The 22678-nt window shown below is 48.9% G+C and carries 27 protein-coding genes and 1 riboswitch; of the genes, 9 read left to right on the top strand and 18 right to left on the bottom strand.

Annotated features, from left to right (window positions below; all coding sequences use genetic code 11):
• Position 1: 1 nt before the first annotated feature.
• The gene (locus ACFSDB_RS08180; RefSeq protein WP_204891816.1) at positions 2–421 is read left to right on the top strand and encodes a DoxX family protein; all 420 of its coding nucleotides are present in this window, start codon (positions 2–4) and stop codon (positions 419–421) included.
• A gap of 55 nt (positions 422–476) precedes the next feature.
• Here the strand turns inward: ACFSDB_RS08180 and ACFSDB_RS08175 are convergent, their stop codons facing one another.
• The 3 genes from ACFSDB_RS08175 to ACFSDB_RS08165 all read right to left on the bottom strand — a co-directional run bounded on the left by ACFSDB_RS08175 (position 477) and on the right by ACFSDB_RS08165 (position 3061).
• Complete coding sequence (locus ACFSDB_RS08175; RefSeq protein ID WP_204891815.1) at positions 477–941, bottom strand: BsuPI-related putative proteinase inhibitor; 465 nt, start codon at positions 939–941, stop codon at positions 477–479.
• 240 nt (positions 942–1181) lie between these two features.
• Complete coding sequence (locus tag ACFSDB_RS08170; protein WP_204891814.1) at positions 1182–2069, bottom strand: fructose bisphosphate aldolase; 888 nt, start codon at positions 2067–2069, stop codon at positions 1182–1184.
• A 98-nt stretch (positions 2070–2167) separates the two neighbouring features.
• On the bottom strand, positions 2168–3061 hold the full coding sequence (locus ACFSDB_RS08165; RefSeq protein WP_204891813.1) for an oxidoreductase: 894 nt from the start codon (positions 3059–3061) through the stop codon (positions 2168–2170).
• A gap of 194 nt (positions 3062–3255) precedes the next feature.
• Here ACFSDB_RS08165 and ACFSDB_RS08160 point away from each other — a divergent pair, with 194 nt between their 5' ends.
• On the top strand, positions 3256–3765 hold the full coding sequence (locus ACFSDB_RS08160) for a hypothetical protein (RefSeq protein WP_204891812.1): 510 nt from the start codon (positions 3256–3258) through the stop codon (positions 3763–3765).
• A 246-nt stretch (positions 3766–4011) separates the two neighbouring features.
• On the opposite strand, the gene ACFSDB_RS08155 is transcribed toward ACFSDB_RS08160, so the two are convergent.
• The 4 genes from ACFSDB_RS08155 to ACFSDB_RS08140 all read right to left on the bottom strand — a co-directional run bounded on the left by ACFSDB_RS08155 (position 4012) and on the right by ACFSDB_RS08140 (position 8237).
• On the bottom strand, positions 4012–4761 hold the full coding sequence (locus tag ACFSDB_RS08155; RefSeq protein ID WP_204891811.1) for an amino acid ABC transporter ATP-binding protein: 750 nt from the start codon (positions 4759–4761) through the stop codon (positions 4012–4014).
• 15 nt (positions 4762–4776) lie between these two features.
• On the bottom strand, positions 4777–5460 hold the full coding sequence (locus ACFSDB_RS08150) for an amino acid ABC transporter permease (RefSeq protein ID WP_204891810.1): 684 nt from the start codon (positions 5458–5460) through the stop codon (positions 4777–4779).
• 58 nt (positions 5461–5518) lie between these two features.
• Positions 5519–6364: a transporter substrate-binding domain-containing protein gene (locus ACFSDB_RS08145; RefSeq protein ID WP_204891809.1), complete on the bottom strand. Its 846-nt coding sequence runs from the start codon at positions 6362–6364 to the stop codon at positions 5519–5521.
• A gap of 134 nt (positions 6365–6498) precedes the next feature.
• Positions 6499–6603: riboswitch (SAM riboswitch) on the bottom strand.
• A 701-nt stretch (positions 6604–7304) separates the two neighbouring features.
• Complete coding sequence (locus ACFSDB_RS08140; protein WP_204891808.1) at positions 7305–8237, bottom strand: oxidoreductase; 933 nt, start codon at positions 8235–8237, stop codon at positions 7305–7307.
• 207 nt (positions 8238–8444) lie between these two features.
• Between ACFSDB_RS08140 and ACFSDB_RS08135 the strand changes: the two genes are divergently transcribed.
• Complete coding sequence (locus ACFSDB_RS08135; RefSeq protein ID WP_204891807.1) at positions 8445–8960, top strand: YcxB family protein; 516 nt, start codon at positions 8445–8447, stop codon at positions 8958–8960.
• 162 nt (positions 8961–9122) lie between these two features.
• Here ACFSDB_RS08135 and ACFSDB_RS08130 read toward each other — a convergent pair whose 3' ends face one another.
• Entirely contained in the window at positions 9123–9836 is a 714-nt protein-coding gene (locus ACFSDB_RS08130; RefSeq protein WP_204891806.1) for a hypothetical protein, read from the bottom strand.
• 315 nt (positions 9837–10151) lie between these two features.
• Between ACFSDB_RS08130 and ACFSDB_RS08125 the strand changes: the two genes are divergently transcribed.
• Positions 10152–10652 carry a VOC family protein gene (locus ACFSDB_RS08125; protein ID WP_204891805.1) on the top strand — a complete coding sequence of 167 codons (501 nt, stop codon included), beginning with the start codon at positions 10152–10154 and terminating at the stop codon, positions 10650–10652.
• 168 nt (positions 10653–10820) lie between these two features.
• Here ACFSDB_RS08125 and ACFSDB_RS08120 read toward each other — a convergent pair whose 3' ends face one another.
• Positions 10821–11153 carry a hypothetical protein gene (locus ACFSDB_RS08120; RefSeq protein WP_204891804.1) on the bottom strand — a complete coding sequence of 111 codons (333 nt, stop codon included), beginning with the start codon at positions 11151–11153 and terminating at the stop codon, positions 10821–10823.
• 374 nt (positions 11154–11527) lie between these two features.
• Here ACFSDB_RS08120 and ACFSDB_RS08115 point away from each other — a divergent pair, with 374 nt between their 5' ends.
• On the top strand, positions 11528–12427 hold the full coding sequence (locus ACFSDB_RS08115; protein WP_204891803.1) for a 3-hydroxyacyl-CoA dehydrogenase: 900 nt from the start codon (positions 11528–11530) through the stop codon (positions 12425–12427).
• Between the two features lie 75 nt (positions 12428–12502).
• Here ACFSDB_RS08115 and ACFSDB_RS08110 read toward each other — a convergent pair whose 3' ends face one another.
• Both ACFSDB_RS08110 and ACFSDB_RS08105 read right to left on the bottom strand, forming a co-directional pair.
• Positions 12503–12970 carry a hypothetical protein gene (locus ACFSDB_RS08110; RefSeq protein ID WP_204891802.1) on the bottom strand — a complete coding sequence of 156 codons (468 nt, stop codon included), beginning with the start codon at positions 12968–12970 and terminating at the stop codon, positions 12503–12505.
• A gap of 490 nt (positions 12971–13460) precedes the next feature.
• A complete protein-coding gene (locus ACFSDB_RS08105) occupies positions 13461–14498 on the bottom strand; it encodes a zinc-binding dehydrogenase (protein WP_204891801.1) in 1038 nt (345 codons plus the stop codon).
• 163 nt (positions 14499–14661) lie between these two features.
• On the opposite strand from ACFSDB_RS08105, the gene ACFSDB_RS08100 reads away from it, so the two are divergent.
• Together ACFSDB_RS08100 and ACFSDB_RS08095 are read left to right on the top strand one after the other, a co-directional pair.
• Positions 14662–14892: a hypothetical protein gene (locus tag ACFSDB_RS08100; RefSeq protein WP_204891800.1), complete on the top strand. Its 231-nt coding sequence runs from the start codon at positions 14662–14664 to the stop codon at positions 14890–14892.
• A 41-nt stretch (positions 14893–14933) separates the two neighbouring features.
• Positions 14934–15257 (top strand): response regulator transcription factor, encoded by a 324-nt coding sequence (locus ACFSDB_RS08095; protein WP_204891799.1) that lies wholly within the window; start codon positions 14934–14936, stop codon positions 15255–15257.
• 54 nt (positions 15258–15311) lie between these two features.
• Here ACFSDB_RS08095 and msrB read toward each other — a convergent pair whose 3' ends face one another.
• The 4 genes from msrB to ACFSDB_RS08075 all read right to left on the bottom strand — a co-directional run bounded on the left by msrB (position 15312) and on the right by ACFSDB_RS08075 (position 18891).
• Positions 15312–16430, bottom strand: a complete 1119-nt coding sequence (msrB, locus tag ACFSDB_RS08090) for a peptide-methionine (R)-S-oxide reductase MsrB (RefSeq protein ID WP_204891798.1) — start codon at positions 16428–16430, stop codon at positions 15312–15314.
• A gap of 18 nt (positions 16431–16448) precedes the next feature.
• Positions 16449–16955 (bottom strand): TlpA family protein disulfide reductase, encoded by a 507-nt coding sequence (locus ACFSDB_RS08085; RefSeq protein WP_204891797.1) that lies wholly within the window; start codon positions 16953–16955, stop codon positions 16449–16451.
• Between the two features lie 241 nt (positions 16956–17196).
• Positions 17197–18036, bottom strand: coding sequence for an alpha/beta fold hydrolase (locus tag ACFSDB_RS08080; RefSeq protein ID WP_204891796.1), 840 nt, complete (start codon positions 18034–18036; stop codon positions 17197–17199).
• Between the two features lie 15 nt (positions 18037–18051).
• The gene (locus ACFSDB_RS08075) at positions 18052–18891 is read right to left on the bottom strand and encodes a DUF4097 family beta strand repeat-containing protein (protein ID WP_204891795.1); all 840 of its coding nucleotides are present in this window, start codon (positions 18889–18891) and stop codon (positions 18052–18054) included.
• A 383-nt stretch (positions 18892–19274) separates the two neighbouring features.
• Between ACFSDB_RS08075 and ACFSDB_RS08070 the strand changes: the two genes are divergently transcribed.
• Positions 19275–19721, top strand: coding sequence for an SRPBCC family protein (locus ACFSDB_RS08070; protein WP_204891794.1), 447 nt, complete (start codon positions 19275–19277; stop codon positions 19719–19721).
• Between the two features lie 185 nt (positions 19722–19906).
• Here the strand turns inward: ACFSDB_RS08070 and ACFSDB_RS08065 are convergent, their stop codons facing one another.
• The 3 genes from ACFSDB_RS08065 to ACFSDB_RS08055 all read right to left on the bottom strand — a co-directional run bounded on the left by ACFSDB_RS08065 (position 19907) and on the right by ACFSDB_RS08055 (position 21647).
• Positions 19907–20281, bottom strand: a complete 375-nt coding sequence (locus ACFSDB_RS08065; protein WP_204891793.1) for an NUDIX hydrolase — start codon at positions 20279–20281, stop codon at positions 19907–19909.
• Positions 20271–20795, bottom strand: coding sequence for an NUDIX hydrolase (locus ACFSDB_RS08060; protein WP_204891792.1), 525 nt, complete (start codon positions 20793–20795; stop codon positions 20271–20273). Before ACFSDB_RS08060 ends, ACFSDB_RS08065 begins: the two co-directional genes overlap by 11 nt.
• A gap of 87 nt (positions 20796–20882) precedes the next feature.
• Entirely contained in the window at positions 20883–21647 is a 765-nt protein-coding gene (locus ACFSDB_RS08055; RefSeq protein WP_204891791.1) for an SDR family NAD(P)-dependent oxidoreductase, read from the bottom strand.
• Between the two features lie 277 nt (positions 21648–21924).
• Between ACFSDB_RS08055 and ACFSDB_RS08050 the strand changes: the two genes are divergently transcribed.
• Positions 21925–22527 carry a YdcF family protein gene (locus ACFSDB_RS08050; RefSeq protein WP_377339699.1) on the top strand — a complete coding sequence of 201 codons (603 nt, stop codon included), beginning with the start codon at positions 21925–21927 and terminating at the stop codon, positions 22525–22527.
• The last annotated feature ends 151 nt before the right edge of the window (positions 22528–22678 follow it).

Raw genomic sequence — 22678 nt, 5'->3', positions numbered from 1 at the left:
AATGATGAATAAATTAGAAGCAAGCAAACTAGTATTGCGTTTGGTATTGGGGATTAGCTTCCTCTTGCACGGCATCGCCAAGTTTCAGGGAGGCATCGCCAATACAGCCGGTTGGTTCGACAGCATTGGAATCCCGGGCGTTATCGCTTATGCTGTGGCTGTAATAGAAGTGGCAGGGGGCATTTCCCTGATTGTCGGACTGGGCACACGCGCTGTTTCCATTCTTCTTGGCATCTTGATGCTGGGTGCAATTTTCACTGCGAAGCTTCCAGCTGGGTTCCTTGGGAACGGTACGGGTGCAGGATATGAATTGGATATCGCATTTTTGGCAATCGCCATTTTCCTGGCAGTGAACGGCAGCAAAATGTTCGCTTTGGATGGTGTGCTGTCAAAGACGCAGCAAAAAGGCCAAGTCGCGTAAAAACAAAAAAGTCCGTTCCGCTTCTCTTATGAGAAATGCGGAACGGACTTTTTTGTTATTCGATTGTATACTCGGTTTCCACCGGATAAGCCGGCCCTTGCTTCGGCGTCAGCCAAGCTTCGATTTTATAGGTTCCGGCTGCCAGATCCAGCTGGGGAACGTCGAATTCATAGCTCAGCTCTTCCGCTTGCTTGATTGTTTCTTCGCCCAGCGCCTGGGTATAGGTGCTGACGGATGAAAACAGGAAAACCTGTTCATCGTTTTCATTATAAAGCGCGAAATCATAGCGCTGCCCGCTCGTGAAATCGAATGTCACCGCTTCTTCGGTCTGGTTCTTCAAAGTGTAGCGGTATGAATCATCATCCAATTGCTCGATCGTTGCCACGATTTCCCCGGCCGCAATGCCGCCGGAAGAGCCGTTTACCGGATCCGGTTCTTCATTGGCGCTTTCCGTCGTTCCGCATGCCGCCAAAAACAGCGCCAAAAGCAGCCATACGCCGAGGCTTAAAAATTTATGCATAAGATTCCCTCCTTTAAGGGGTTTTCAATAAGACCGTTCGGAATGGGTAAAAGTTACAACGGGTTAGGTGTTTTGGTGAAATATTAACATTGAACAGAGCTTATCCAGCTTCTTGCGGGAACTATGCCCCAAGCAGCCGGAGCGGAGTAGAAGATGATGCCTTTTTTCGATATATATGAATCTAACTCAACAAAAAACGCCTTGCAGCCTCTTAGGCTGCAAGACGCTCCTTCACTTTTCTCATGTAATCGAAGATTCATAAATCGTCTGGATCGAATCTGCGAGCATTGCATTGAATTCTTCATCGGACTGGCTGGCGTTGACGCCTTCGGACAATCCGCGCGAGAAGCTCGCAATCAGGCCGTTATTGGCTTTCAGTTTTTCATTCGCCTCATTTCGCGTATAGCCGCCAGAAAGGGCAACGACGCGGATGACGCGCGGGTGGTCGATCAATTCCTTGTAGAAATTGTCGACGGTCGGAATCGTCAGCTTCAGCATGACATTCTCGTCTTCGCTGAGCGAATCAAGCAAGTTGAGGATTTCCTGTTTCAGCAATTCCTCGGATTTTTCCTTGTCTTTGCTGTGGATATCGACTTCCGGTTCGATGATCGGCACAAGTCCGGCTGCGAGAATCTGCTTCGCGACCTCGAATTGCTGCTCGACGACTTTGCGGATGCCGCCAGGGTTTGGTTCTTTGATGACCGAGCGCATCTTCGTGCCGAAGATATTTCGTTCATTGGCACGTTTCAACAGGTCATCCAGGTCCGGAATCGGCTTCATCAGCTGCACGCCGTCTTCTTCATCGGCCAAGCCTTTATCGACTTTCAGAAACGGCACGACGCCTTTTTCTTCCCATAGATAATCCGGCGTGTATTTGCCTTCGACTTCACGGTCCATCGTCTGTTCGAATAGGATCGCTCCGATGATTGAATCCGACGTGAACGATGGGGCGGTCATGACGCGTGTGCGCATTTCATGGATCAGGTCATACATTTCGTCTTCATTGGAATATTGGTCTTCGTTGACGCCATACAGCTTCAGTGCTTTTGGCGTACTGCCGCCGCTTTGGTCTAGTGCGGCGATAAAGCCTTTCCCGTTCTTCACCCGATCGAATTGTTGTTGATTCATGATCCCAGCTCCTTAGATAAATTTTTTTAGAAATTTGCTCTAAACGAAAGCCTTTCATTGATTAGTTTATCAATAAAAGACAGTTTCATCAAAATGTTTCACCATTTAAACCTTACCCCTGTCAGGTCTTCTGAAACGTCCCATAGACGCCGTGCCGCCGCTTCATCTTCTGCGGAACGGTGCGGCGTGTCAATCGCCGGGAATCCTTTGCGGCGTCCTTTGCCGTCGGGGCCGATGTATTCGCCGCCTTTCAGGGAAGGATCGGTTGCTGCATAGATGGTCGGCAATGCGCCCATATGCGCCGGCTGGAAAAACCGGTTCATGAGGCCTTTGAAAATGCCAGTGGCGTCCCGGTTGCCGATTTTGAATAAATTCGTCGCGGAAATGCCCAGGTGGCATGCTATGCTGATGGCGGAAAGGCTGTGCGCTTTCAGGTTCTTGTCGAGTTCGCGCGCGAACATCAAGTTGGCGAGCTTGCTTTGGCCGTAGAACTTCATTGCCTTGTAGCCGTTCGAACCATCGAGGTTGTCAAAGAAGATGCTGGCGCCGCGGTGGGCAAGGCTGCTGACGGTGATAATGCGCGCATCTTTGGTCGATGCCAGGAGCGGCAGCAGATGGCCGGTCAAAGCAAAATGGCCCAGGTGGTTGCTGCCGAATTGCAGCTCGAAGCCGTCTTTCGTCTTGGAGTAAGGCGGCGTCATCACGCCCGCATTGTTGATCAGCAGGTCGAGCGAATTGTGCCGGCTGCGGAAGCTTTCCGCGAAAAACCGGACGCTTTCAAGATCGGACAAATCGAGCGGCATGACTTCCACATCCGCTTGGCGGTTTACATTCAGGATAGCGTCGCGTGCAGCTTGTCCTTTTTCGGTATTCCGCACCGCGAGGATGACCCGCGGGCCGCGTGCTGCAAACACCATGGCGGTCTCAAGCCCGATGCCGCTGTTCGCCCCCGTGATGATAGCGGTCTTTCCGGATAATGAATTGGGTTCCATAATATCAGCTCCTAATTTCTGTATAAGGTTCCTTTAAACCTATCATTAGGGAGCGTGGGGGACAAACGGGAAGGCTTTTTGGATTCTTCGGCATTTTTGCTCATGGTATAATTGAAGCAGAAGATTAGAACCCGCATCAGCAGTTCGGAACGGGTACAGAACATGCTTCAATCGAATAAACGGAGGAATAGAGAATGAGTGAAGAGTGGGGAAGCGGCGGATATGATGGTGGCATGTTGGGAGATTCAAAAAAGAAGAAGAGCTCCGCACGGACAAGAATCCCCAGATTTAAAAAAATCAAAAGAAGCCGGTCGCGCAGAAGAGGGAGGCGCCCGGAAGAACAAGACGCCGAGACCCATATAGTGATATGGGCAGCAGCCGCTTTTTTGTTGTCAGCTGTTATGCAGGCAGAGTGGATTGCCGTTTCTTATTTTATGAGTTTTGTTTTGTATGCGTTCCTTACAAAAGATATCGAGCCGTTAAAATTTCTGTCGAATGCAATATTAATTGTAGGAATTCTGTTTTTTATGGCCCTTACGCTTGTTCAGGCCATTAGTTTACTGGCTGATTCTGGCTTCCTAAAAGATCCGGCCACCGTAAGGGCTTATAAATATATCATCGGGATTCCTGTACTGAGTTGGTCCCTTGTCCGGATAACAGAAGCCATGATCGACGGACCGTGGAAACACGAATTTAAAAGCTAAGGCATACATAAGCGATAAAAAAGGTCTAAAAAGCCTAAAACGAAAAGGCCAGAGGAGAAAAAGCAACGCTTTTCTCCTCTGGCCTTTTCCTTATTCTTTGACAGCTGATGGGAATGGAGGCGGCGACTCCAGCGGGACAGCGAAGTGCCGAAATCCACTCGGACGCCAGTCCGAGTTAGTTCGGCGCAAGCCCGCGGAAAGCGTCCGCCGCAATGGACAGCAGCCTTTTTGGACAGTCCTAGTCGTTCATGCACCGCGGCGGAGCACTTTTTGCAGGAATTGCTGCGTGCGTACTTCGGTCGGTCGGGTGAAGATGTCTTCTGGTTTTCCTTGTTCGACGATATGGCCGCCGTCGATAAAGATGACGCGGTCCGACACGTCGCGGGCAAAGTCCATTTCGTGGGTGACGATGACCATCGTCTGGCCTTCCCGCGCGAGTTCCTGGATGACCGTCAGCACTTCGCCGACAAGTTCCGGATCGAGCGCGGAGGTCGGTTCGTCGAACAGCAGGAGGTCCGGCTTCAGCGCGAGAATCCGCGCGATGGCGGCGCGCTGTTTCTGGCCGCCTGACAATTGCTCGGGATACTGGTCCTTATGGGCGAGCAGTCCGACTTTTGCCAGCAGCGCTTCGGCTTCCGCAATGACTTCCCGTTTGTCCCGTTTCTGTGCGATGAGCGGTGCTTCGATGATGTTCTCAATGACTGTCTTATGCGGGAACAGGTGGAAATGCTGGAAGACCATGCCGGAATACTGCCGGATGTCGGTTTTCTGTTTTTTGCTCGGCGCTTTCCCGGTGAACGCGACATGTACCTGGTTGATTTGCAGCGAACCCGCAGAAGGGGTTTCGAGCAGGTTCAAGCACCGCAGCAGCGTCGTTTTCCCGGAGCCGGAAGGGCCGATGATACTGACGACTTCGCCTCTTTGGATCTGGAGCGAAATCGATTTCAGCACTTCGTTGTCATTGAACTTCTTGCTCAAGTTTTCCACTTTGATCATGCATTTTCCCTCCAATCAGGTTGTGACATAGCGGTTCGCCTTTTTCTCCAGGTAGTCTTGCAGCAAGGTGACGACTGTGCACAGCCCCCAGTAGATCAGGGCGACCAAAATATACAGCGTCAAGCTTTCATAGGTCTGACCGACGATGACTTTGGCGCGGTAGAACAGTTCCGACACCGTGATGACCATTGCCAGCGACGTCCCTTTGATGATGTCCATGAAGACGCTCGACAGCGGCGGCAGCGCAATGCGCGTCGCTTGCGGCAGGATGATCCGGCGCATCGTCTGCCAGTAGCTCAAGCGCAAGGTTTCGGCTGCTTCCCATTGGCCTTTGGCGACCGACGAGATGGCAGAGCGGATGATTTCCGCCGTGTAGGCGGAGAAATGGACACTGATGCCGATGATGGCGGCGGTCAGCGGCTTCATCTCGATGCCGACCATCGGCAGCCCGAAGTATAGGATGAATAAAATCACCAGCAGCGGGGTGCCGCGCATGAACGAGATGAACAAGCGGGCGGTGAATGAAAGCAATTTGAATTTATTCATGCGGGCAAGGGCGACGAACAAGCCGAAGACCAGTGCGAAAAACATGCTGATCAATGCAATTAGTACGGTGTCCCGCGCTCCCAATAAAATGTAGGGGAGGGAGTCCAGCGCAATTTCGATATTAAAAAGATACTCCCATTTAAAGTCGGCCATCTGAAGACTCCTTTACGTAATTATGTATGGATAGGGAACCCGGAGGCTCCCGAAGGGTTTATTCTTTTTCCAGGGGTTGGGTAACATCGTCGCCGAGGAATTTGATGGACAAGTCCTTGAGCGTTCCATCAGCGAGCAGTTCTTCCAGTGCAGCATCAATTTTTTCCTTCAGTTCCGGGCTGTCTTTCGGCAGGACGATCGCGCTGCTGCTGAATGAGAACTTCACGTCTTCCGCAAGTTTCAGGCCGGGCTTGTCGTATTGTTCGAGCGATCGCTTCAATACGAGGTAATCGTTCAGCGTCGCGTCCACGCGGCCGTTGACGATTTCGGGGAGGACCGTGTCAGAACCGGTATAGACGATCACTTCCGCGCCTTGCTCGCGTGCGTACTTCGCGTAATTGCTGGTCGCCGAACCGCCAACTTTCTTGCCTTTCAAATCTTCCACAGATTCTATGCCGGAGTTATCGCTTTCCCGGACAATCGCAGAGCCGTAAGAATGCTTGATCGGCACGGTGAAATCAAATTTTTCTTTGCGTTCATCGGTAACGGCAAAATCATTGGCCGCAATGTCGATCTGCCCATTCCGCAGAGCCGGAAGCAAGCCATCAAACTCCATTTCCTTGAACTCGACTTCGACGCCCAGTTTCTCGCCTAACGCGCGGGCGACTTCCACGTCATACCCTGTCAGTTCTTTTGTCGTTTCGTCATGGTATGTAATCGGGTAATAAAGCCCTTCGGTTCCGACAACGATTTTGCCGGCTTCCTCGATCCGCTCCCAAGAATTTTGGGCTTTGTCTTCAGAAGCGACAGCCGAACTGCTCGATTCCTCACTGCCGCAAGCTGCCAGCAAAAAACCGATTGCTGCAATCAATAAAACGAATAAAGTGCTGTGTTTAATTTTCATTTTTTAACCATCCTTTCATATCAGTTTACTAGGTTTTAGCTTTACAGAATTGCAGCTTCTCATGAGTTTTGGGCAAACAAAAAACCTCTTCCATAAGAAGAGGTTGGCATTTGAAATACAAAAATGTCCTGCTCTTCTTATCTCTCAAGCTTCTGCTTGTTGGATTTGGCACAGTACTCGTTTCCGAGTCCGCTGCCGAGGTTTCGCAGGGCCAATCCCTCCACCTCTCATGATAAGAACGAATCACTATTCAGCTATAACGGTAAGATTACCACCGTTTAGAGGAGGCGTCAACAGAATTTTCAAGCGATTTTTTTGGAAATATTTTAATTTTAAAATGAAAGCCCTTACAAATAAATGGAGGAGTTCGCTGATCGAACGGCATGCGCCAAAGGGGTTAAAGATGCTCGGAAATGACTCGTAAAGCGTGGTGAGAAGTCAGGCCAGGGCATCCTTGGCAGAAGATGGATGCGGCAGAAGACTGGCCGAATTCGGAGTGTAAACGTAATTTTTTTTGCGCAGAAACGCGCCTTAAAGAATAGGCCTTCGCGATATTTGCTTTCAGGCAATTTTATTTGCGTTTGAAAAATTTTATTTGCTTTCAAGAAGATTTATTTGCGCTTAAAAAGTTTTATTTGCGTTCGCGGGCCGGTTATTTGCGTTCAACAAAATTCGACACCAAATCCAGAACCCAAACCCTTGGTTTCATGCTTTTCGCGCCGCGAAAAGCGCACTTTCTTTTGGCATTCGTCGTTTATGCTCGCTTAGAGAAATTTACGCTCGTTCGTGGGCCGCTTACGCTCTTTCGCGAAGGCGTTACGCTCGCTCAAAAAAAATTGCGCTCGTTCAGCGGCCAGTTAAGCTCGTTCAACAAAATTCGACAATATTGAAACCCAAAAAAGCGGGAGAAGAAAAGCCCTGCTTTCTTCTCCCGCTTCTTTTATTTGTCGAAAGGGAACACGATGCCGGTCAGTTTTTCCGACACGGACCACAGCTTTTCCGCCGCTGCCCGGTCAAGCGCTGAAGGGTGTGGCAGCTCGAGCGCAGGGAATCCTTTGCGGTTGCCTTTGCCGTCCGGGCCGATATATTCACCGCCGGTCAGGTGCGGCATGGTCGCCGCATAGACAGTCGCGAGCGCGCCCATTTCCGGCGGCTGCAGGAAGCGGTTGGCATAGCTTTTCAAAAATGCCGGTGCGTCCCGCTTGCCGAACTTGAAGATGTTCGTCGCAGAAACGCCGGGGTGGCAGGCGACGCTGATCGTCTGATAGCCGTTCGCTTTCAGACGCTTGTCGAGCTCCATCGCAAACAGCATATTGGCGAGCTTGCTTTGATTGTAGAACTTCTTCGCTTTATAGCCTTTCGAGCCATCAAGATTGCCGAAGTCGATGGCCCCGCGGTTATGAGCCAGGCTGCCGATGGTGACGATGCGCGATCCCGGCGTTCCCTCGAGCAGCGGGAGAAGAAGGCCCGCCAGCGCGAAATGGCCGAGGTGGTTGCCGCCGAACTGCAGCTCGAACCCATCTTTCGTTTTCGTGTAAGGCGGCATCATGACACCGGCATTGTTGATCAGCAAATCAAGCGAATCAAAACGGCTCCGGAAGTGTTCCGAAAAGAACCGGACACTTTCAAGGTCTGCCACATCCAGTTGCATCACTTCAACGAGCGACCGTGAATGAAGCCGGAGAATCTCACTTCGCGCCCCTTCGCCTTTTTCCTGGCTGCGCACCGCCATGATAATCCGCGCGCCGCGCCCTGCCAGCACTTTTGCCGCTTCCAGCCCGATGCCACTATTGGCGCCTGTGATAATGGCCGTTTTTCCGGCCAGGTCTTGTTGTTCCACACGATCAACTCCCGATTCTGAAATTTCCTGCATTGGATTCAGAAAGCATTATAACATGCAGCGGCAAAAACCAGGTTATCGAATAAAATCGGATGGAAGAGGAGGCTTTGAATGCAGAAGCGCCATAAAAGTTGAATGCGGTTTATTAATAAAAATAACGGAAAATCATTGTATTCTAAAGCTCTTTCACTGGTTATGATTAGAGAAGTTTTATATTTACATAAGGAGATGTGCGAACCATTGAAAATCACCTACTCACTTGACGAAGAAGCCTATCTCGATTTCAACGTCTACCATATAAAAAATTCCAAAACGGCGAAAAAATCAATGACAATCCAACGATTTCTAGGGCCTATCCTCTTTCTGATGGTACCATTCATCTTTGCGGACCTTATAAACGTCTCGCTTGTTGGCCTTTTTATCACCTTCGTCGTAATCAGCATCTTTTGGGTAATGGTTTACCCAGCCTACTATTTAAGGCTCGTCCGAAATGGCGTCCGCAAAATGATCAAGGAAGGCAAAAACGATGGCGCTTTCGGAGAACATACTTTATTCTTTAACGAAGAAGGCATCCATGAAACGGGCCCGGCAGGCGAGAGCAAAGTTTTCTGGCATGGCATTGAAGGGATGGGGGAAGACGAAACGAATTTCTATTTGTATGTCAGTGCCGTCAGCGCATTCATCATCCCGAAACGAAACCTGGAGGACAGCCAAGGCATAAAGCGTTTTCTAGAAGAAAAAATCGTATCGGAATAAACGAAAGCCGCAGCCCCTTATTGAAGAGGTTGCGGCTTTTGTTGGTTCCAATAATATCCGCAAGACTTAAAAAAAAGAGAACCAAGCCCTATATACAGGATCGGTTCTCCGCAATTCTTCGTCTAGCCGTCCGCTTTCACCGTGGCACTCTATGCCGGAGAGTCAGCTTTTATCTTTGCCCTTGCCTTTTCCTTTATCTTTGCCTTTTCCAGTATCCTTGTCTTTTCCGTTATCTTTGTCTTTGCCGTTGTCATCTTTCCAATCTTCGTCTTTGATCCATTTGCCGTAAGTTTTCTTAACGTCGATGACTTCTTTGTCATAGTACGTTTTGTAGTTCTTTTTGAAGAACTCGGTTTCTTTTGTGACTTTCACTTCTGTTTTGCCGAATTTCTTGTCGACATAGACTTTAGTTTCGTCACTGATTTTTTTGCCCAGATGCCCTGGTTTGCCGTGGTATTTGACAGTGCGTACTGTTTTCTTAGTAATCTTCACAGGTGTTACCTTTTTCGTGAAGGTCGTAACTTTCTTCACTTCGTCCCATGATTCATGTTTTGTGATTTTGTAAGTGGTAGCGGTTTCCAAGAAGCGATACCAGTCGTGCTGTGGATGATGTTCTTTTGTTTTTGTCACTTCGGTTTTATTGAATGTGGACTTGTTGTGTTTCTTCTCAGTGTAGTAATCGACTTTTTTATCCGTTTTGACAATCTTGTCATGCTTCACGGTTTTTGTGGTGGTGACGATTGTCGTAACGCCTTTATGATAGGTCACTTTTTCATGCGTTGAATCGTTGTTATGGTTATCGCTGCTTGCTAAAGTAGCGGATGAGAACCCGAATACTAGGAAAGCCGCAAGCAGAAGAATAAGATACTTTTTCATTTTCAATTTCTCCCTCTTTTTATAGGATTTATTCGCGTTGGAAATTGCCTTTTTTTCTCTTGGCATCTGCGTAGAAGAAACTGGATTATCCATCTGCTATACCGAGAGGCACGGCCTCCTTTCTTACGGCTGATATGAATAATAATTTGATATATCTGACGTCATTATATAATATTTAGCAAAAAAATACTATATATTTTGAATATTTAATTAAATATATTTTTGAAGTTTTCCAGGCATGATTTCATGGGCCATGAGGTGTAGAATGAGGAGGAAAATACATAGCCGCTTCTTATAAAAAAGGAAGGGACCGTCATGGAACCTAAAATCCAGAAAATCACACCGAATCTTTGGTTCAACACCCAAGCGGAAGAAGCAGTGCAGTATTACGCTTCCATTTTTCAAGACGTGAAAATCGGCAGGATGACGCGGTACTCCAAAGAAGGGTTTGAAATCCATGGCATGCCGGAAGGGACGGTGCTGACGATCGAGTTCCAGATTGCCGGCCAGGAATTTACGGCCATGAATGGCGGAGACGCATTCACGTTCAATGAAGCCGTTTCCTTTATCATCAACTGTACATCCCAGGAAGAAGTGGATTATTACTGGGACAAGCTGACGGCAGGCGGTGACGAAAGCGCGCAGGTCTGCGGATGGCTGAAGGACAAGTTCGGCGTGTCCTGGCAAGTGGTGCCCGTCCAGCTGAATGAAATGCTGATGGATGAGGATAGCACTAAAGCGGACCGGGTGATGCGCGCGTTGCTGCAGATGAAGAAATTGGAGCTTTCGGAATTGCAAAAGGCTTACGAGGGATAAAATCAATATAAGAAGGCGGCTTGGAAAAAGGCCCGCTCTCCGGTGGACACGCCGAAGAGGGGGCCTTTTCTTGGCATAGGGGGAGATGATTCAAACACGTTAAAGAATAGGGGCTGGCCAGGAGCGAGAGAAAAGACCATCTTCCTGTAGGAAGACGATCCTTTAACTTCAATAATGTCTGTTATGGCGCTTGTGGTGGTCTCTGTGATCGTTATGGGCGTCATCGCCATCGTAATTTTCCTGGAAATCAAGGTGGCCGTCTCCGTCGCGGTCGTATTCATGGTAAGGATGGTGATGGCGGTGGACCACTTTTCCGCCGATTGTGTAGCAGTAAGCGTGAAGGGCATGGCGTTCATGGATGCCGTCTTCATCTTTGCCGCTGCCGTCTTTCATATTGTCATGGTCTGCTTGATAGGTGCTTTTGAAATCCGTCGCTTGGTTGTCAGCTGCAAAGGCAGGAGAGGAAAATCCGAGTGCAAGGGCAATAACTGTTATAGCCATAAGAAGCTTCTTCATGGCTGTTCTCTCCATCTCTTAATAGAATTCGTTTAGTCTCCAGGCAAATACCGCATAGAGAAATAAATCTTCTTCCATAGAATGCGTTCGAGCAAAACCACCTCCATAGAAATAAAATGGGGTCTTTGTATGCCTTTTTCCACTTCAGGCATATATGTACGCAGTTATTTTAACACAAATATCAAAAAAATACTATAATAATCAGAAAATTAAAAAAACTTTCTCTATTCAATTTTCCTTTACTTCTACCTGCTTGTTAAAGAGGAACACTCCCTCATGCTTTACCGATTTCTTCGCGCGTTTTAAAAAGTTTAACGAGGGAAAAGCAGTACTATTCTGTTCAAAGGAGACATGCATATATGGATTATAAAAATATCACCGTTGCCGGGAGCGGAGTGCTCGGCAGCCAAATCGCTTTTCAAACTGCGTTCAAAGGATTTGAAGTTACGGTCTATGACCTCAACGATGAAGCGCTGGAAAAAGCGAAAGGCCGGATCATAAAACTGAAGGAGAATTACAAAGCCGATCTTGGAGCGTCTGACGCGGAAGTGGATGCAGCTTACAGCCGTATGGCTTTCCAAACTGACTTAGCGCAAGCCGTTTCAAAAGCGGACCTGGTCATCGAAGCGATTCCCGAAGTAGTAGCAATCAAGACGGAATTCTATCAGAAACTGGGAAAAATCGCTCCGGCGCATACGGTATTTGCGACCAATTCATCGACGCTCTTGCCGAGCCAGTTTGCAGAAGCGACGGGCCGCCCGGAAAAATTCCTGGCAATCCATTTCGCCAACACCATCTGGATCAATAACACAGCGGAAATCATGAAGCATCCCGGGACGGATGAAAAGGTGTTCAACGATTTGATTGAATTCGCGAAAGCAATCGGCATGGTTGCCTTGCCGCTCCACAAAGAGCAGCCGGGCTATATACTGAACTCGTTGCTCGTGCCGTTCCTCGAAGCTGCAGAATTGCTCTTGGTCAAAGAAGTGGCGGACGTGCAGACAGTCGATAAGACTTGGATGATTGCAACAGGCGCACCGCTTGGCCCGTTCGCGATTCTGGATGTTGTCGGCATCCGGACCGCACATAATATCGTGCAAGCAAAGGCAGCCGCAACCGGCAATGAAGATTTCAAAAAACTCGCAGCGCTCCTGCAGACCGAATACATCGACCAAGGAAAGCTTGGCCGGGAAACAGGCGAAGGGTTCTACAAATATCCGAAGCCGGCATTCATGGATCCGGATTTTTTGAAATACTGATTTAGGGAACTTGTAGAATGAAAAAAGAACCAAGCACCTGTTAAAAGGGGCTTGGTTCTTTCCTGTTCATTCACCTCAATGGTGGTGGCGTTTGTACTCGCGGTCCCGATCGTGTTTCTTGAAGAAATAGTAATGGAATTTGCCATGCTTGTAAACGTATTTGCCTAGTTTGTGGAAATGCTTGCCATGCTTTTCATAGAAGTAGCCATCTTTGTGATAGTACTTGCCATGTTTGAAATAGCCGTCTTTGTAGTGGCGTTTTTTGTCTTTCTTGTGTTTTTTGTCATCATGGTGGCGGTTTCTGTCGTAGTCTTTGTCATCATCGTGATGGCGTTTTCTGTCGTAATCATTGTCGTCATCGTCGTGATGGCGTTTTCTGTCATAATCATTGTCATCATCGTCGTGATGGCGTTTTTTGTCATAGTCGTTGTCGTGATGATAACCGCCGTCTCTATCACGGTCATAATCTCCGCTCGCCAATGCGGTTGATGAAACCCCGAAAATTAAGAAAAGCGCCATTAAGATCGTGATGTACTTTTTCATATTCTCTCTCTCCATTTCATAAATAGATTTGGGTTTGTCCTCTAGGCTGAAGGGGCGTAGAGTCTTAAACTTTCATCAATATGCATTTTGAGGGAATATGACCTCCTTAGACCGTTGTTTAAATACAAAAACATCATATTGCTGAACTTCTCCGGAAAAGTATAAATATGATATTTCATGAGGTCATTCTATAACAAATATCAAATAATTACTATAGTTTTTTGAATATTTAAATAAAAAAATTTATTTCAGTATGATGGAAAAATAAAAGCCAGCGCTAATGTTAGATTTGCCTTTTGAATTTCATATAGGGGGATAGTGAAAAAAAGAAAAAAGTTTGGAAAGTTTTTTAGAGATAAGGGTCAATTTAGGGAGGGCCAAGTGCGAAGAACTGCATTTTAGGGACTTAGAAGTCCAGATATCAGGAGATGGAAATCCAGGTATTCCTTTTAGGGGCATAAAAAAAGGAGTGCATCTGCACTCCTGGCAATCAAGCATGAAAGTCTGTCACCACAAAGGTGCCTGTCGTTGCAAAATTAGACATGTCTTCGAAAATGCCTTCCACTTCGGAAAGCCCGATTTCTCTTGTCACCATTTTGCCCGGCTGCAGTTTGCCGATTGCTACTTGCTCCAAAAGCGGCGTGAATCGGGAAGCGGGAATGCCCAGAGTGGCGACAAATGATTTCTCCGTAAGAACCATGTGGTCAACCGGAATGGAGATGAAACCGGCTTCTTTCTTGGAAGTCACACCGATCTGCAAATGGCGGCCGCCTTTTTTCAAGCTATTGATTGCTGGGACACAAGTTTCCGTTATGCCAAGCGCATCCACCGACACATCCGCACCGCCTTTGGTAAGTTCCTGGACAGCTTCAACCGGATCCGTATTTCTGCTATTGATCACATAATCCGCGCCAAGTTTTTTCGCCAGCGCCAAATTGGAATCGTTGATATCGACGCCAATGACATAAGCGCCCATGGAAGAAGCAATGTGGATCGCTGATAAGCCGATGCCTCCGCAGCCGTAAACCACAACTTTTTCACCTGGAAGCACATGGACACGGTCGACGATGCCGTGATAAGCCGTCATAAACCGGCATCCAAGAGCCGCAGCATCCGAAAAACTGAGGTTATCCGGCAAATGGATGACGTTTCGATCGCCTTTTGGCACAGCTACGTATTCGCCGTAACCGCCTTGATAAGCAGTACCGGGGACGATGAACGAATCACAAAGCTGGGTGTTCCCGGCTATGCAGTGCGGACATGTTCCGTCGCTTCCGGAAAACGGGACGATGACGCGGTCTCCGCGTTTGAAATTCTTGATATCGCTTCCAACTTCTTCGACAATTACGCAAAACTCATGCCCGAGGATCGGCTGGACAATGCCGTGATCTACGACCCAGACGTGCCAATCGCTTCTGCAGACACCGTTTGCCATGGTTTTGATAATAATCCCGTCTTTTTCGATAGTAGGTGCGGGCACTTCTTGGACGACTGCTTTTTGAACATCTTCAATGACCAGAGCTTTCATTGGATCTCCCCCTAAATATTTTATAAGAAAAAAGATGCGGATAAATTGCCATTTAATAAACCATAAGTCAGCGCTAACATGATCTAATGTTATAATATTCTTATAATTTGGCATATTCCCTAATAAGTAAGCTCCGACTACCTTGAAAGGATGTAGAAACCGCATGCAGACATCCACCATTTATGAAAGGCTGGAAGCCATCAAGAAAAACCCTTCGCATGAAAAGGTCATTGTAGAAACCCTTGAAGCTTTTTCAGAGGTCTTTCCTGTATTGGACGTTTACCTTTGCCGCTATTCGCCGATCGGCTTTTTAGGGGAGGGTGTCATTTCCCTTACGAAGGGCGCGAACTCTTTGAAAAAACGAGCAGCAATTACGTCATCGATTCGAAAGTGACCTCATTTCTGATTGTTCCGCTGTTTAGCGGCAATGCCGTAATGGGTTTCATTTACAATATGAATGTCAAGGAGGGAGCAGCATTCACTGACGAGCTGTTAGACGAGATGACCCGCTTCGGGGAGGAGACGGGGACCATGCTGCAATCTTCCTTGCACAGCAGCAATTCGCAATTGCTCAGCAAACGTGAACTCAAAGTGATGAGGTGTATTTCAATGGGGGATACGACGAAAGAAATTGCCGATGCTTTGGAGATCAGTGAAATGACCGTCAAGCAATATGTGAAGCTGGCAATCAAGAAGCTGGACGCGACAAACCGCACTCATGCAGTCGCCCAATTGATCAGAAAAGGGATTTTGTCTTAACCCTTCACAAATAAAAACAGGAAAGCTCCCAACCTAAGGAGCTTTCCTGTTTTTTTAAAGCATGCCTTCCAAATATCCGTAGCCTTTCTCTTCCATTTCTTCCTGCGGGATAAAGAGAATCGACGCACTGTTGATGCAATAGCGGAGGCCGCCTCTGTCTTTCGGGCCGTCGTTGAAGACGTGGCCGAGGTGGCTGTCGCCGGAGCGGCTGCGGACTTCGATGCGGACCATATTGTAGCTCGTGTCTTTATGTTCGGTTACAACATCGGGTTCGATCGGCTTCGTAAAACTTGGCCAGCCGCATTTCGAATCGTATTTATCGCGTGAGGAGAAAAGCGGTTCGCCGGTGGCGACATCTACGTAAATGCCCGGCTCGTAGTTATCCCAGTATTCATTGGAATAGGCGGTTTCGGTATCGTTTTTCTGGGTGACGTTGTACTGGGCTTCGGTCAATTTCGCTTTCAGTTCTGCATCGCTCGGTTTCGGATACTTCGCTGGATCGATCAATGCCGGAACGTCCTGATCTTCAAGCGTATCAAATTCAACATGGCAATAGCCGTCGGGATTTTTCTCCAGGTAATCCTGGTGGTATTCCTCAGCTAAATAATAATGCTCCAACGGCTCGACTTCAGTGACGATCGGGTCGTTGTATTTCGGGGCTTCGCCGGCCATGACTTCTTCGATGACGGCGCGGTCCGCTTCGTTTTCATAATAGACACCGGTGCGGTACTGCTCGCCGCGGTCATTGCCCTGCTGGTTCAGAAGCGTCGGGTCGATGATCATGAAATAATGCGACAGCAGCTTTTCAAGGCTGACGAGGTCCGGATCGTACTGTACATGGACCGTCTCCGCATGCCCGGAATCTCTGCGGGTGACATCTTCATACGACGGGTTTTCGGTGTTGCCATTGGCGTAGCCGGAAGTGACGTCATAGACGCCGTATACCCGCGCCATATAAGCTTCGACGCCCCAGAAGCAGCCGCCCGCAAGCCAGATGTCTTCGAGGTTTTCAGTGTCGAACGTGACGCCCTCGTTCGGATTGTCGGGAAAGCGCGATCCGGAATCGCTGGCAGTTCCGGAAGGCGGTGCACCGGTCAGCGGATTCGAGCAGCCGGCCAGCACCAGGAGCAAAAACAGCAAGGTGAAAAAGGCTGCAAAGCGTTTAGTGGTCATGAAGAACTCCGCCTTTCGTTATTGGATCGTCTCGAATGTTTCACGTATTTGTTCGTTGCTGAAATGGCCGGGTGCGCTTTTCACAAGCACGCCGTCCGAGCCGATATAGACCGAAGTCGGATATGCCAGTACGCCGTAGTCGTCAAAGACAGGACCGCCTTCATCCAGCAGGACTTCGACATTTTCGGTGTTTTCGACGCCGCTGAACCATTTCTTGAACGATTCGCTGTTCTTCTCAGCATTCGAACCCGGTGAAACGATGGACAGGACGGCGAAATCATTTTCTTCGCCGGCCAATGTGTTCAATTCCTCCATGCCGGCAAGGCAGATGGAGCACCAGGAAGCCCAGAATTTGATATAGACTTTCTGGCCTTCATATTCCGACAGCTGATGGCTTTTGCCATTCAAGTCCACCAGCTCGAACTCGGGAGCAGCGTCCCCGTTATTTGCGCTTGGCGCAGATGAGCAGCCAGCTAAAGCTAGAACGAACGCTGCCAACAGCAGCAAATATACCTTTGATTTCATCGCAACCATCCTTTGGAAGGGAAGCCCGATGAACGCAGCTTCTTATTTTACTTTCATCATATAGCCGAATTGTCAGAAAATACATCGAAGACCCTCAAGTGAAGCAAAGAAAAAACCGCTTTAAGGCGGAACAGTGAATTTTTTTCTGGAAAGTTGGTTATAGCCTATAAACGCAGCGAAGGGGAAGTTAGATCACCGAAAAGCCAACCGCTTGGAATAAAATAGCGGCTGGCTGGCGGTTTTATTCGTATTCGAATTTCGCTCCTTCCGGCCCCGACCAGACCTGTTCAATAAATGACGAAATTTCCTTGGCGACGTTTTTGGGATCTTCCCAATACAGCAGGTGGCCGAGCTGCGGGAAAACAGTGAGGCGGGAGTTTGGGATGGCGCGCGCCAGCTTTTCCTGATCGGTGCGCGAAGCGATGGTGTCCTTGCCGCCGCAGATGACCAGTGCAGGAGCTTTGGTCTGCGCAAGGATGCCTGGAAACTCTTCTTTCAGCAGAGCTTCGCTGGTTTTTTTCCAAACACGTGCCGGCACCTTCTGCGATTCGCTGTACATCTGTTCCAGAAAGCCCGAAGGCACTGGCTTTACGAGTAGGCCATCTGTGAAACTTTTGATGAAATCCATGCTGATGGGATCTTTCAGGAGGGCCAAAGTGGACTCCTGGGTTTTGACGACATCGGGTTTATCGTCCAGTGTGGAAGGGGCCCCGAGCAGAACAAGCCCATGCACGCGTTTCGGATGACGGGCAGCAAAATTCCGCGCAATAAAACCGCCGCTCGATGCTCCCAGGATGAAAGCTTTCTGGAGAGCCATGCCATTCATGAAAGCCAGCAGATCCGCTTCGAAATCACGGACCCTGTAAGTCGCATCCGGCAAGTCGATGCCGTCGTGCCCGCGCAGCGTAAAAGCGATGGCGCGGATCCGGCTGGGAAAATGGGGGAACAGCGCTTCGAACGTCCGGCAAGAATCCCCCAAGCCGTGCAGCAAAATGAGTGGGATGCCGAGCGGGTCTCCGGTTTCGATATAGAAAAACTCACTGCCTTTTGGCAAAACCATTTTTTTGAGGTCAAACTGCAATAACTCCCACTCCTTTCAGTCCACAACAATGCGGCCGTTTTCTGTATCAAGCTTGATCAGCACATCACCACTGCCGAAACTGACCTGGCCCAGGTCGCGCCCGTACACATCAATGCTTCCATTTTCAGCACGGGCCTGGATGCGGGCGTTGGCCGGTTCGGTTTCGGTATGGATTTCAATACGCCCGTTGTTTGTTTCAAAATCGATAGGGGAATCGAGCGTTTCGGCACTCAATTCAATGCGCCCGTTGTTCGCCTTGGCCTGCAATTCACCCGCCACATCCGTGAAGACGATGCGCCCGTTTGAAGAGCGGACGTTAATATCAGCAGTGATTTCTGTCAGGTCCACTGCACCATTGGCGGTTTCGATCAGAATATTTTCGCTATCGATGGCCTTCAGCCCAATGCGTCCGTTGTCCGCTTCAAGCGAGAGTTCGGCGACCCGGATCTCTTCCGCCTGGATAGTGCCATTATTGCTGTTGACGGCGATGGATGCGAGCCCGTTTTCGGGAACATAGATTTGCAGCGAATAAGAACGGTGGAATCCGAATACGAACAAGCGGGACCGGTCCTCAACTTCAATAGTCAACCGGCTGCCCGTAATTCCGGTTTTCAAGGTGAATTCATCACTATTGCCCGTGAGCACAACGCGGGTAGTGCTGTCATTGCTAGGCAGAAGATCCACCCGGGCGTTCTCCACCCGAATATCCATCTCTTCAATTTCTGCGCCAAATGTTTTTTCCTCCAGCACTTCCTGGGGAGCTGAAGCGGAATTGTAGATGGCAAAAAGAATCACAATGGCAACGAGCAGAAACAGGACCGCAGCGGCAATCAAAATCTTCATCAAGGTTTTCATGGCTGAATGCCCCTTTCACAAACATGCATTGGCAAGGCCAAAAACGGCAGCGGAGTTCAGCTTGGCTTTTTTTCTGATCGCCAGTCTTCCTAGGCTGTCATCTTGAAAATAAATGAAAGTGGACAGAAGGGGTATTGAGAGGAATCTTCTCTATGTCACCGATTCTATCACAAAATTTAATAGATATCAGAAAAATCAGTTTATTAGATCTTGGACTTACGTTATGATTGACAAAAAGGAGTGATTTCATGGAAGGCATAATCCCGTTTTCACCTGTTTTGATGGCAGCTGCACTCGTCCTTATTATTCTCATCGTATATTTTGTCTTCAAGAACAAAGCGAAATGAAGGAAGTGGAGCAGGCAAAGAAAGGAGGGGGACAAGGTGTGGACGTTGAAGAAGAACGTTTATATCGACCGGCGAACGGAGGAAGTTTACCAATTCACAACCGATCCGCGGTATTGGTACCAATGGTATGCAGGTTTGTCCGAAGCCAAGAACATGGTCGGCACCGGCAAGAAAGGGACGAGCATGGATCTGGAATTCACGATGCTTGGAAAAGAATGGCCGATTCACGTTCTCGTGGAGGAAAATGCCCATCGGGGTGATGGATATATTTGGAGAGCTTCCATTACCGGAGGGATCAAGGCAGAACAGACGTGGCTGTATATTCCAAAGGGGGAAGGTGTCGACATCACGTTTGAAATGAATTATGAATTGCCCGGCATCCTCCTGGCACGGGTGGCGAATCGGCTGTACATCAAAAAGCTGATGGAAAATTCATTGGAACAGACGCTGCAGAATTTAAAAGACATCTCTGAAAGCGATTAAAGCGATGGACCGGTGCTTCCTGCGAAGGACGGGGAAGCGCCGGTCAATTTTTTGCTGTTTCCTGGAGACGGGCAAGCACGAAGTTCTCCCGGCGGATCCATCGATTCGCTCCATGGCAGCGCAAGGTCTCCCTATTGTATTCGATCGCTTCTACGGGGCGAATCCAGACAGGTTCGAAGCGCTGCTCAAGTTCCTGTGGGCTGAGGCGAAGGGGGGCCCTGGCTGGCGGCGCCTAGTTTGCATAAATAATAATGGGAAACCATTTCAAAATAGGCATCCGGTACAAAGGCGTCAGGGTACTGTTCCGTAATGGTGCCAATTTTTTGCCCCACCGAACAATCGGGAAAACCGGTTTCTTCCGCCACTTCACGCCGCAGCGCTTGTTCATGGCTATCATTGCCTTCGATGCCACCGCCGGGCAGCTTATAATCACCGCGTTCCGAACGGACCATGAGAATATGTTCTTCCTGGCATATGATGGCCCGCACCGCCTGCCTTGTGAAGCGGGGGTGGGCAGATGCGCTGAATGTCTCCACCCCCAGCGATTCTTCAAAATACATTCCGGCACCCCATCAATTCTTCGATTTCTTTCCGGTACAGAAGGATGCGCTCCCAGACACTCGGCACGATCAGACCTAGCCGGTTCATATTTTTGAGCTCATCAGGGCCGGTCCATCTCGCACTGCAAACTTCACCCAGCTGCAAATTCAGGTCAGCGATGTCGATCAAGTGCGGGCTCCGCCATATGTAATTATCCCTGAAACACGTCTCGTGGCGCATTCCGCCGATTTTGGCGAGCGCTTCTGCAGGCGCAAACAGACCGGTTTCTTCTTGGAGTTCACGCTGTGCCCCTTCCAAGCTGGTTTCACCTGCCGTGACCGAACCGCCGGTGCCTTCCCATAACAAAGGATAGGTTTTCAGCGGATCCCGTTGTGTCAGAAGCAGCCGTCCATCTGCATTGACTGTGAAAATCTCGACAACCGTATGGTATTCACCGGCTTCAAGTTCGACGCCGCGGGTATGCAATTTTCCAAGCGCTTTCCGGTTTTTATCGTATAAATCCCATTGTTCCATGATCCATCCTCCTTGCAATCAAAAAAGCCGCCTTCATAGGCGGCTTGTAAATGTTACAAGATTATCCAGCGAATGTCTATTCTTTATTCACCTTGCTGTCTGGCCGCCGTCGATGATGTATTCCGATCCCGTAATAAAGCGGGCCTCATCCGAAGCGAGGAAGAGGACAAGATAAGCGACGTCTTCGGGTTCTCCGACAATGCCGAGCGGAATATCTTTCAACGCGGTCGCTTTCATTTCGGGATTGTCCAGGACAACCGAAGTCATCGGTGTATTGATGAATCCGGGATGGACGGAATTGACACGGATATTGTCAGACCCGAGTTCGACAGCAGCCCCTTTGGTCAAGAGCCGCGTTGCGCCTTTAGAAGCAGTGTAATGGACGCCCGCGGCACCACCGACAATGCCGGCCATCGAGGAAATATTGACAATCGACCCTTTTCCGTTTTTCCGCATTTCCGGCACCACGCTTTTGATGCCGAGGAAATTGCTCGTTGCGTTTACGGTCATGAAGCGCTCCCAGCCCGCCAAGTCGACGTCATCGATCTTTCCGAACCCTTCCGCACCGCCGATGCCGGCATTGTTGATGAGGATATCGACTTTGCCGAACTTCGCGACAGCTTCTTCAATCACCGTTTGCCAGACCCTTTCATCCGTCACATCGTGCTTCATCGCAATCGCGGCACCTTCGTATTGGGCATTGATTTCATCAGCGACTGCCTTCACCTTTTCTTCCTGGATATCGGTTGCCACGACTTTTGCACCTTCCTTCGCAAACAAACGAGCTTCCTCTGCACCTTGTCCGCTTCCTGCACCTGTAATGATTGCCACTTTGCCTTCAAGTCTTGCCATGAATGATCATCCTCCTAGCTGATTGTTGGTGATGGATCCAATGGAATAGCGGCTGCCACGGGGCATCCGCCTTAATTACAAAGAATTCGCTAGAAAGGAAAGAACTCCTGCATCGAGGGGAAAGAAGAGGGAGGGAGCAATCATTCTTGCTGTTTTGTGAGCATTTGATGTATTTTTCATTTTCTTCTTTCCTTTCTGCCGGTTTGGGATGATAATGAAAAAGGAAAAATCCGCCTCGCGGATACATGTTAATCTTCATTCAAAGGACGAAAAAATATTGCCTAAAACCCTTGCGCGGAAATTAATGAGAATGCTGCTTGCAGCACTCATCGCTTTTACTGCATTTGCTGCTTATGGAATTTGGACCTACGCCGCAGAATCGGAGCTGGTAAAGACCGATGCGGCGATTGTGCTTGGAACGAAAGTCATCGGTGATCAGCCTTCACCTGTGCTGCGTGAGCGCATCAACCATTCGGTGTGGCTGTATGAAAACGGCTTTGTCGACAAAATCATCTTCACCGGCGGGAAAACCGACGGCGCCGATTTGGCCGAAGCGGAAGTTTCGAGAAACTATGCACTCGGGCTGGACGTGCCGGCTGAAGACATCCTGGTCGAACTGAAATCGCTGGTCACAGAAGAGAATTTTCAATACGCCAGCGAGCTTGCAGCGAAGAACGGCTTGGAAAGCTTCCTTGTTGTAAGCGATCCTCTGCATATGAAACGGGCGCTGTTGATGGCGCACGAAATGGGGATGGAACAAGTGCATTCGTCGCCGACCACTAGCTCCGTTTATCAGACATTCACTGAGAAAATGCCGTTCTTCATCCGTGAAATCGTCTGTTACGTCGGGTATGTCCTGAGCTTGGCAGTCATGCCCTAATACATAGAAAACGCCGTCCCGAAAAGGGGCGGCGTTTTTTTGTGCGACCGGAAAACCGGCGATAACATAAGAATTTATGAGATGAAAATACACGTAAATAATAATTATAAAATTCCGTTAATATACTTTACTTTATAACAGTAGCGCGTAT

The organism is Planococcus chinensis (genome assembly GCF_042681545.1).
In the GTDB taxonomy this organism is placed as follows: Bacteria; Bacillota; Bacilli; order Bacillales_A; family Planococcaceae; genus Planococcus; species Planococcus chinensis.
Note: the sequence above shows the minus strand (reverse complement) of the source record. Positions and strands in the feature narration are given on the sequence as shown.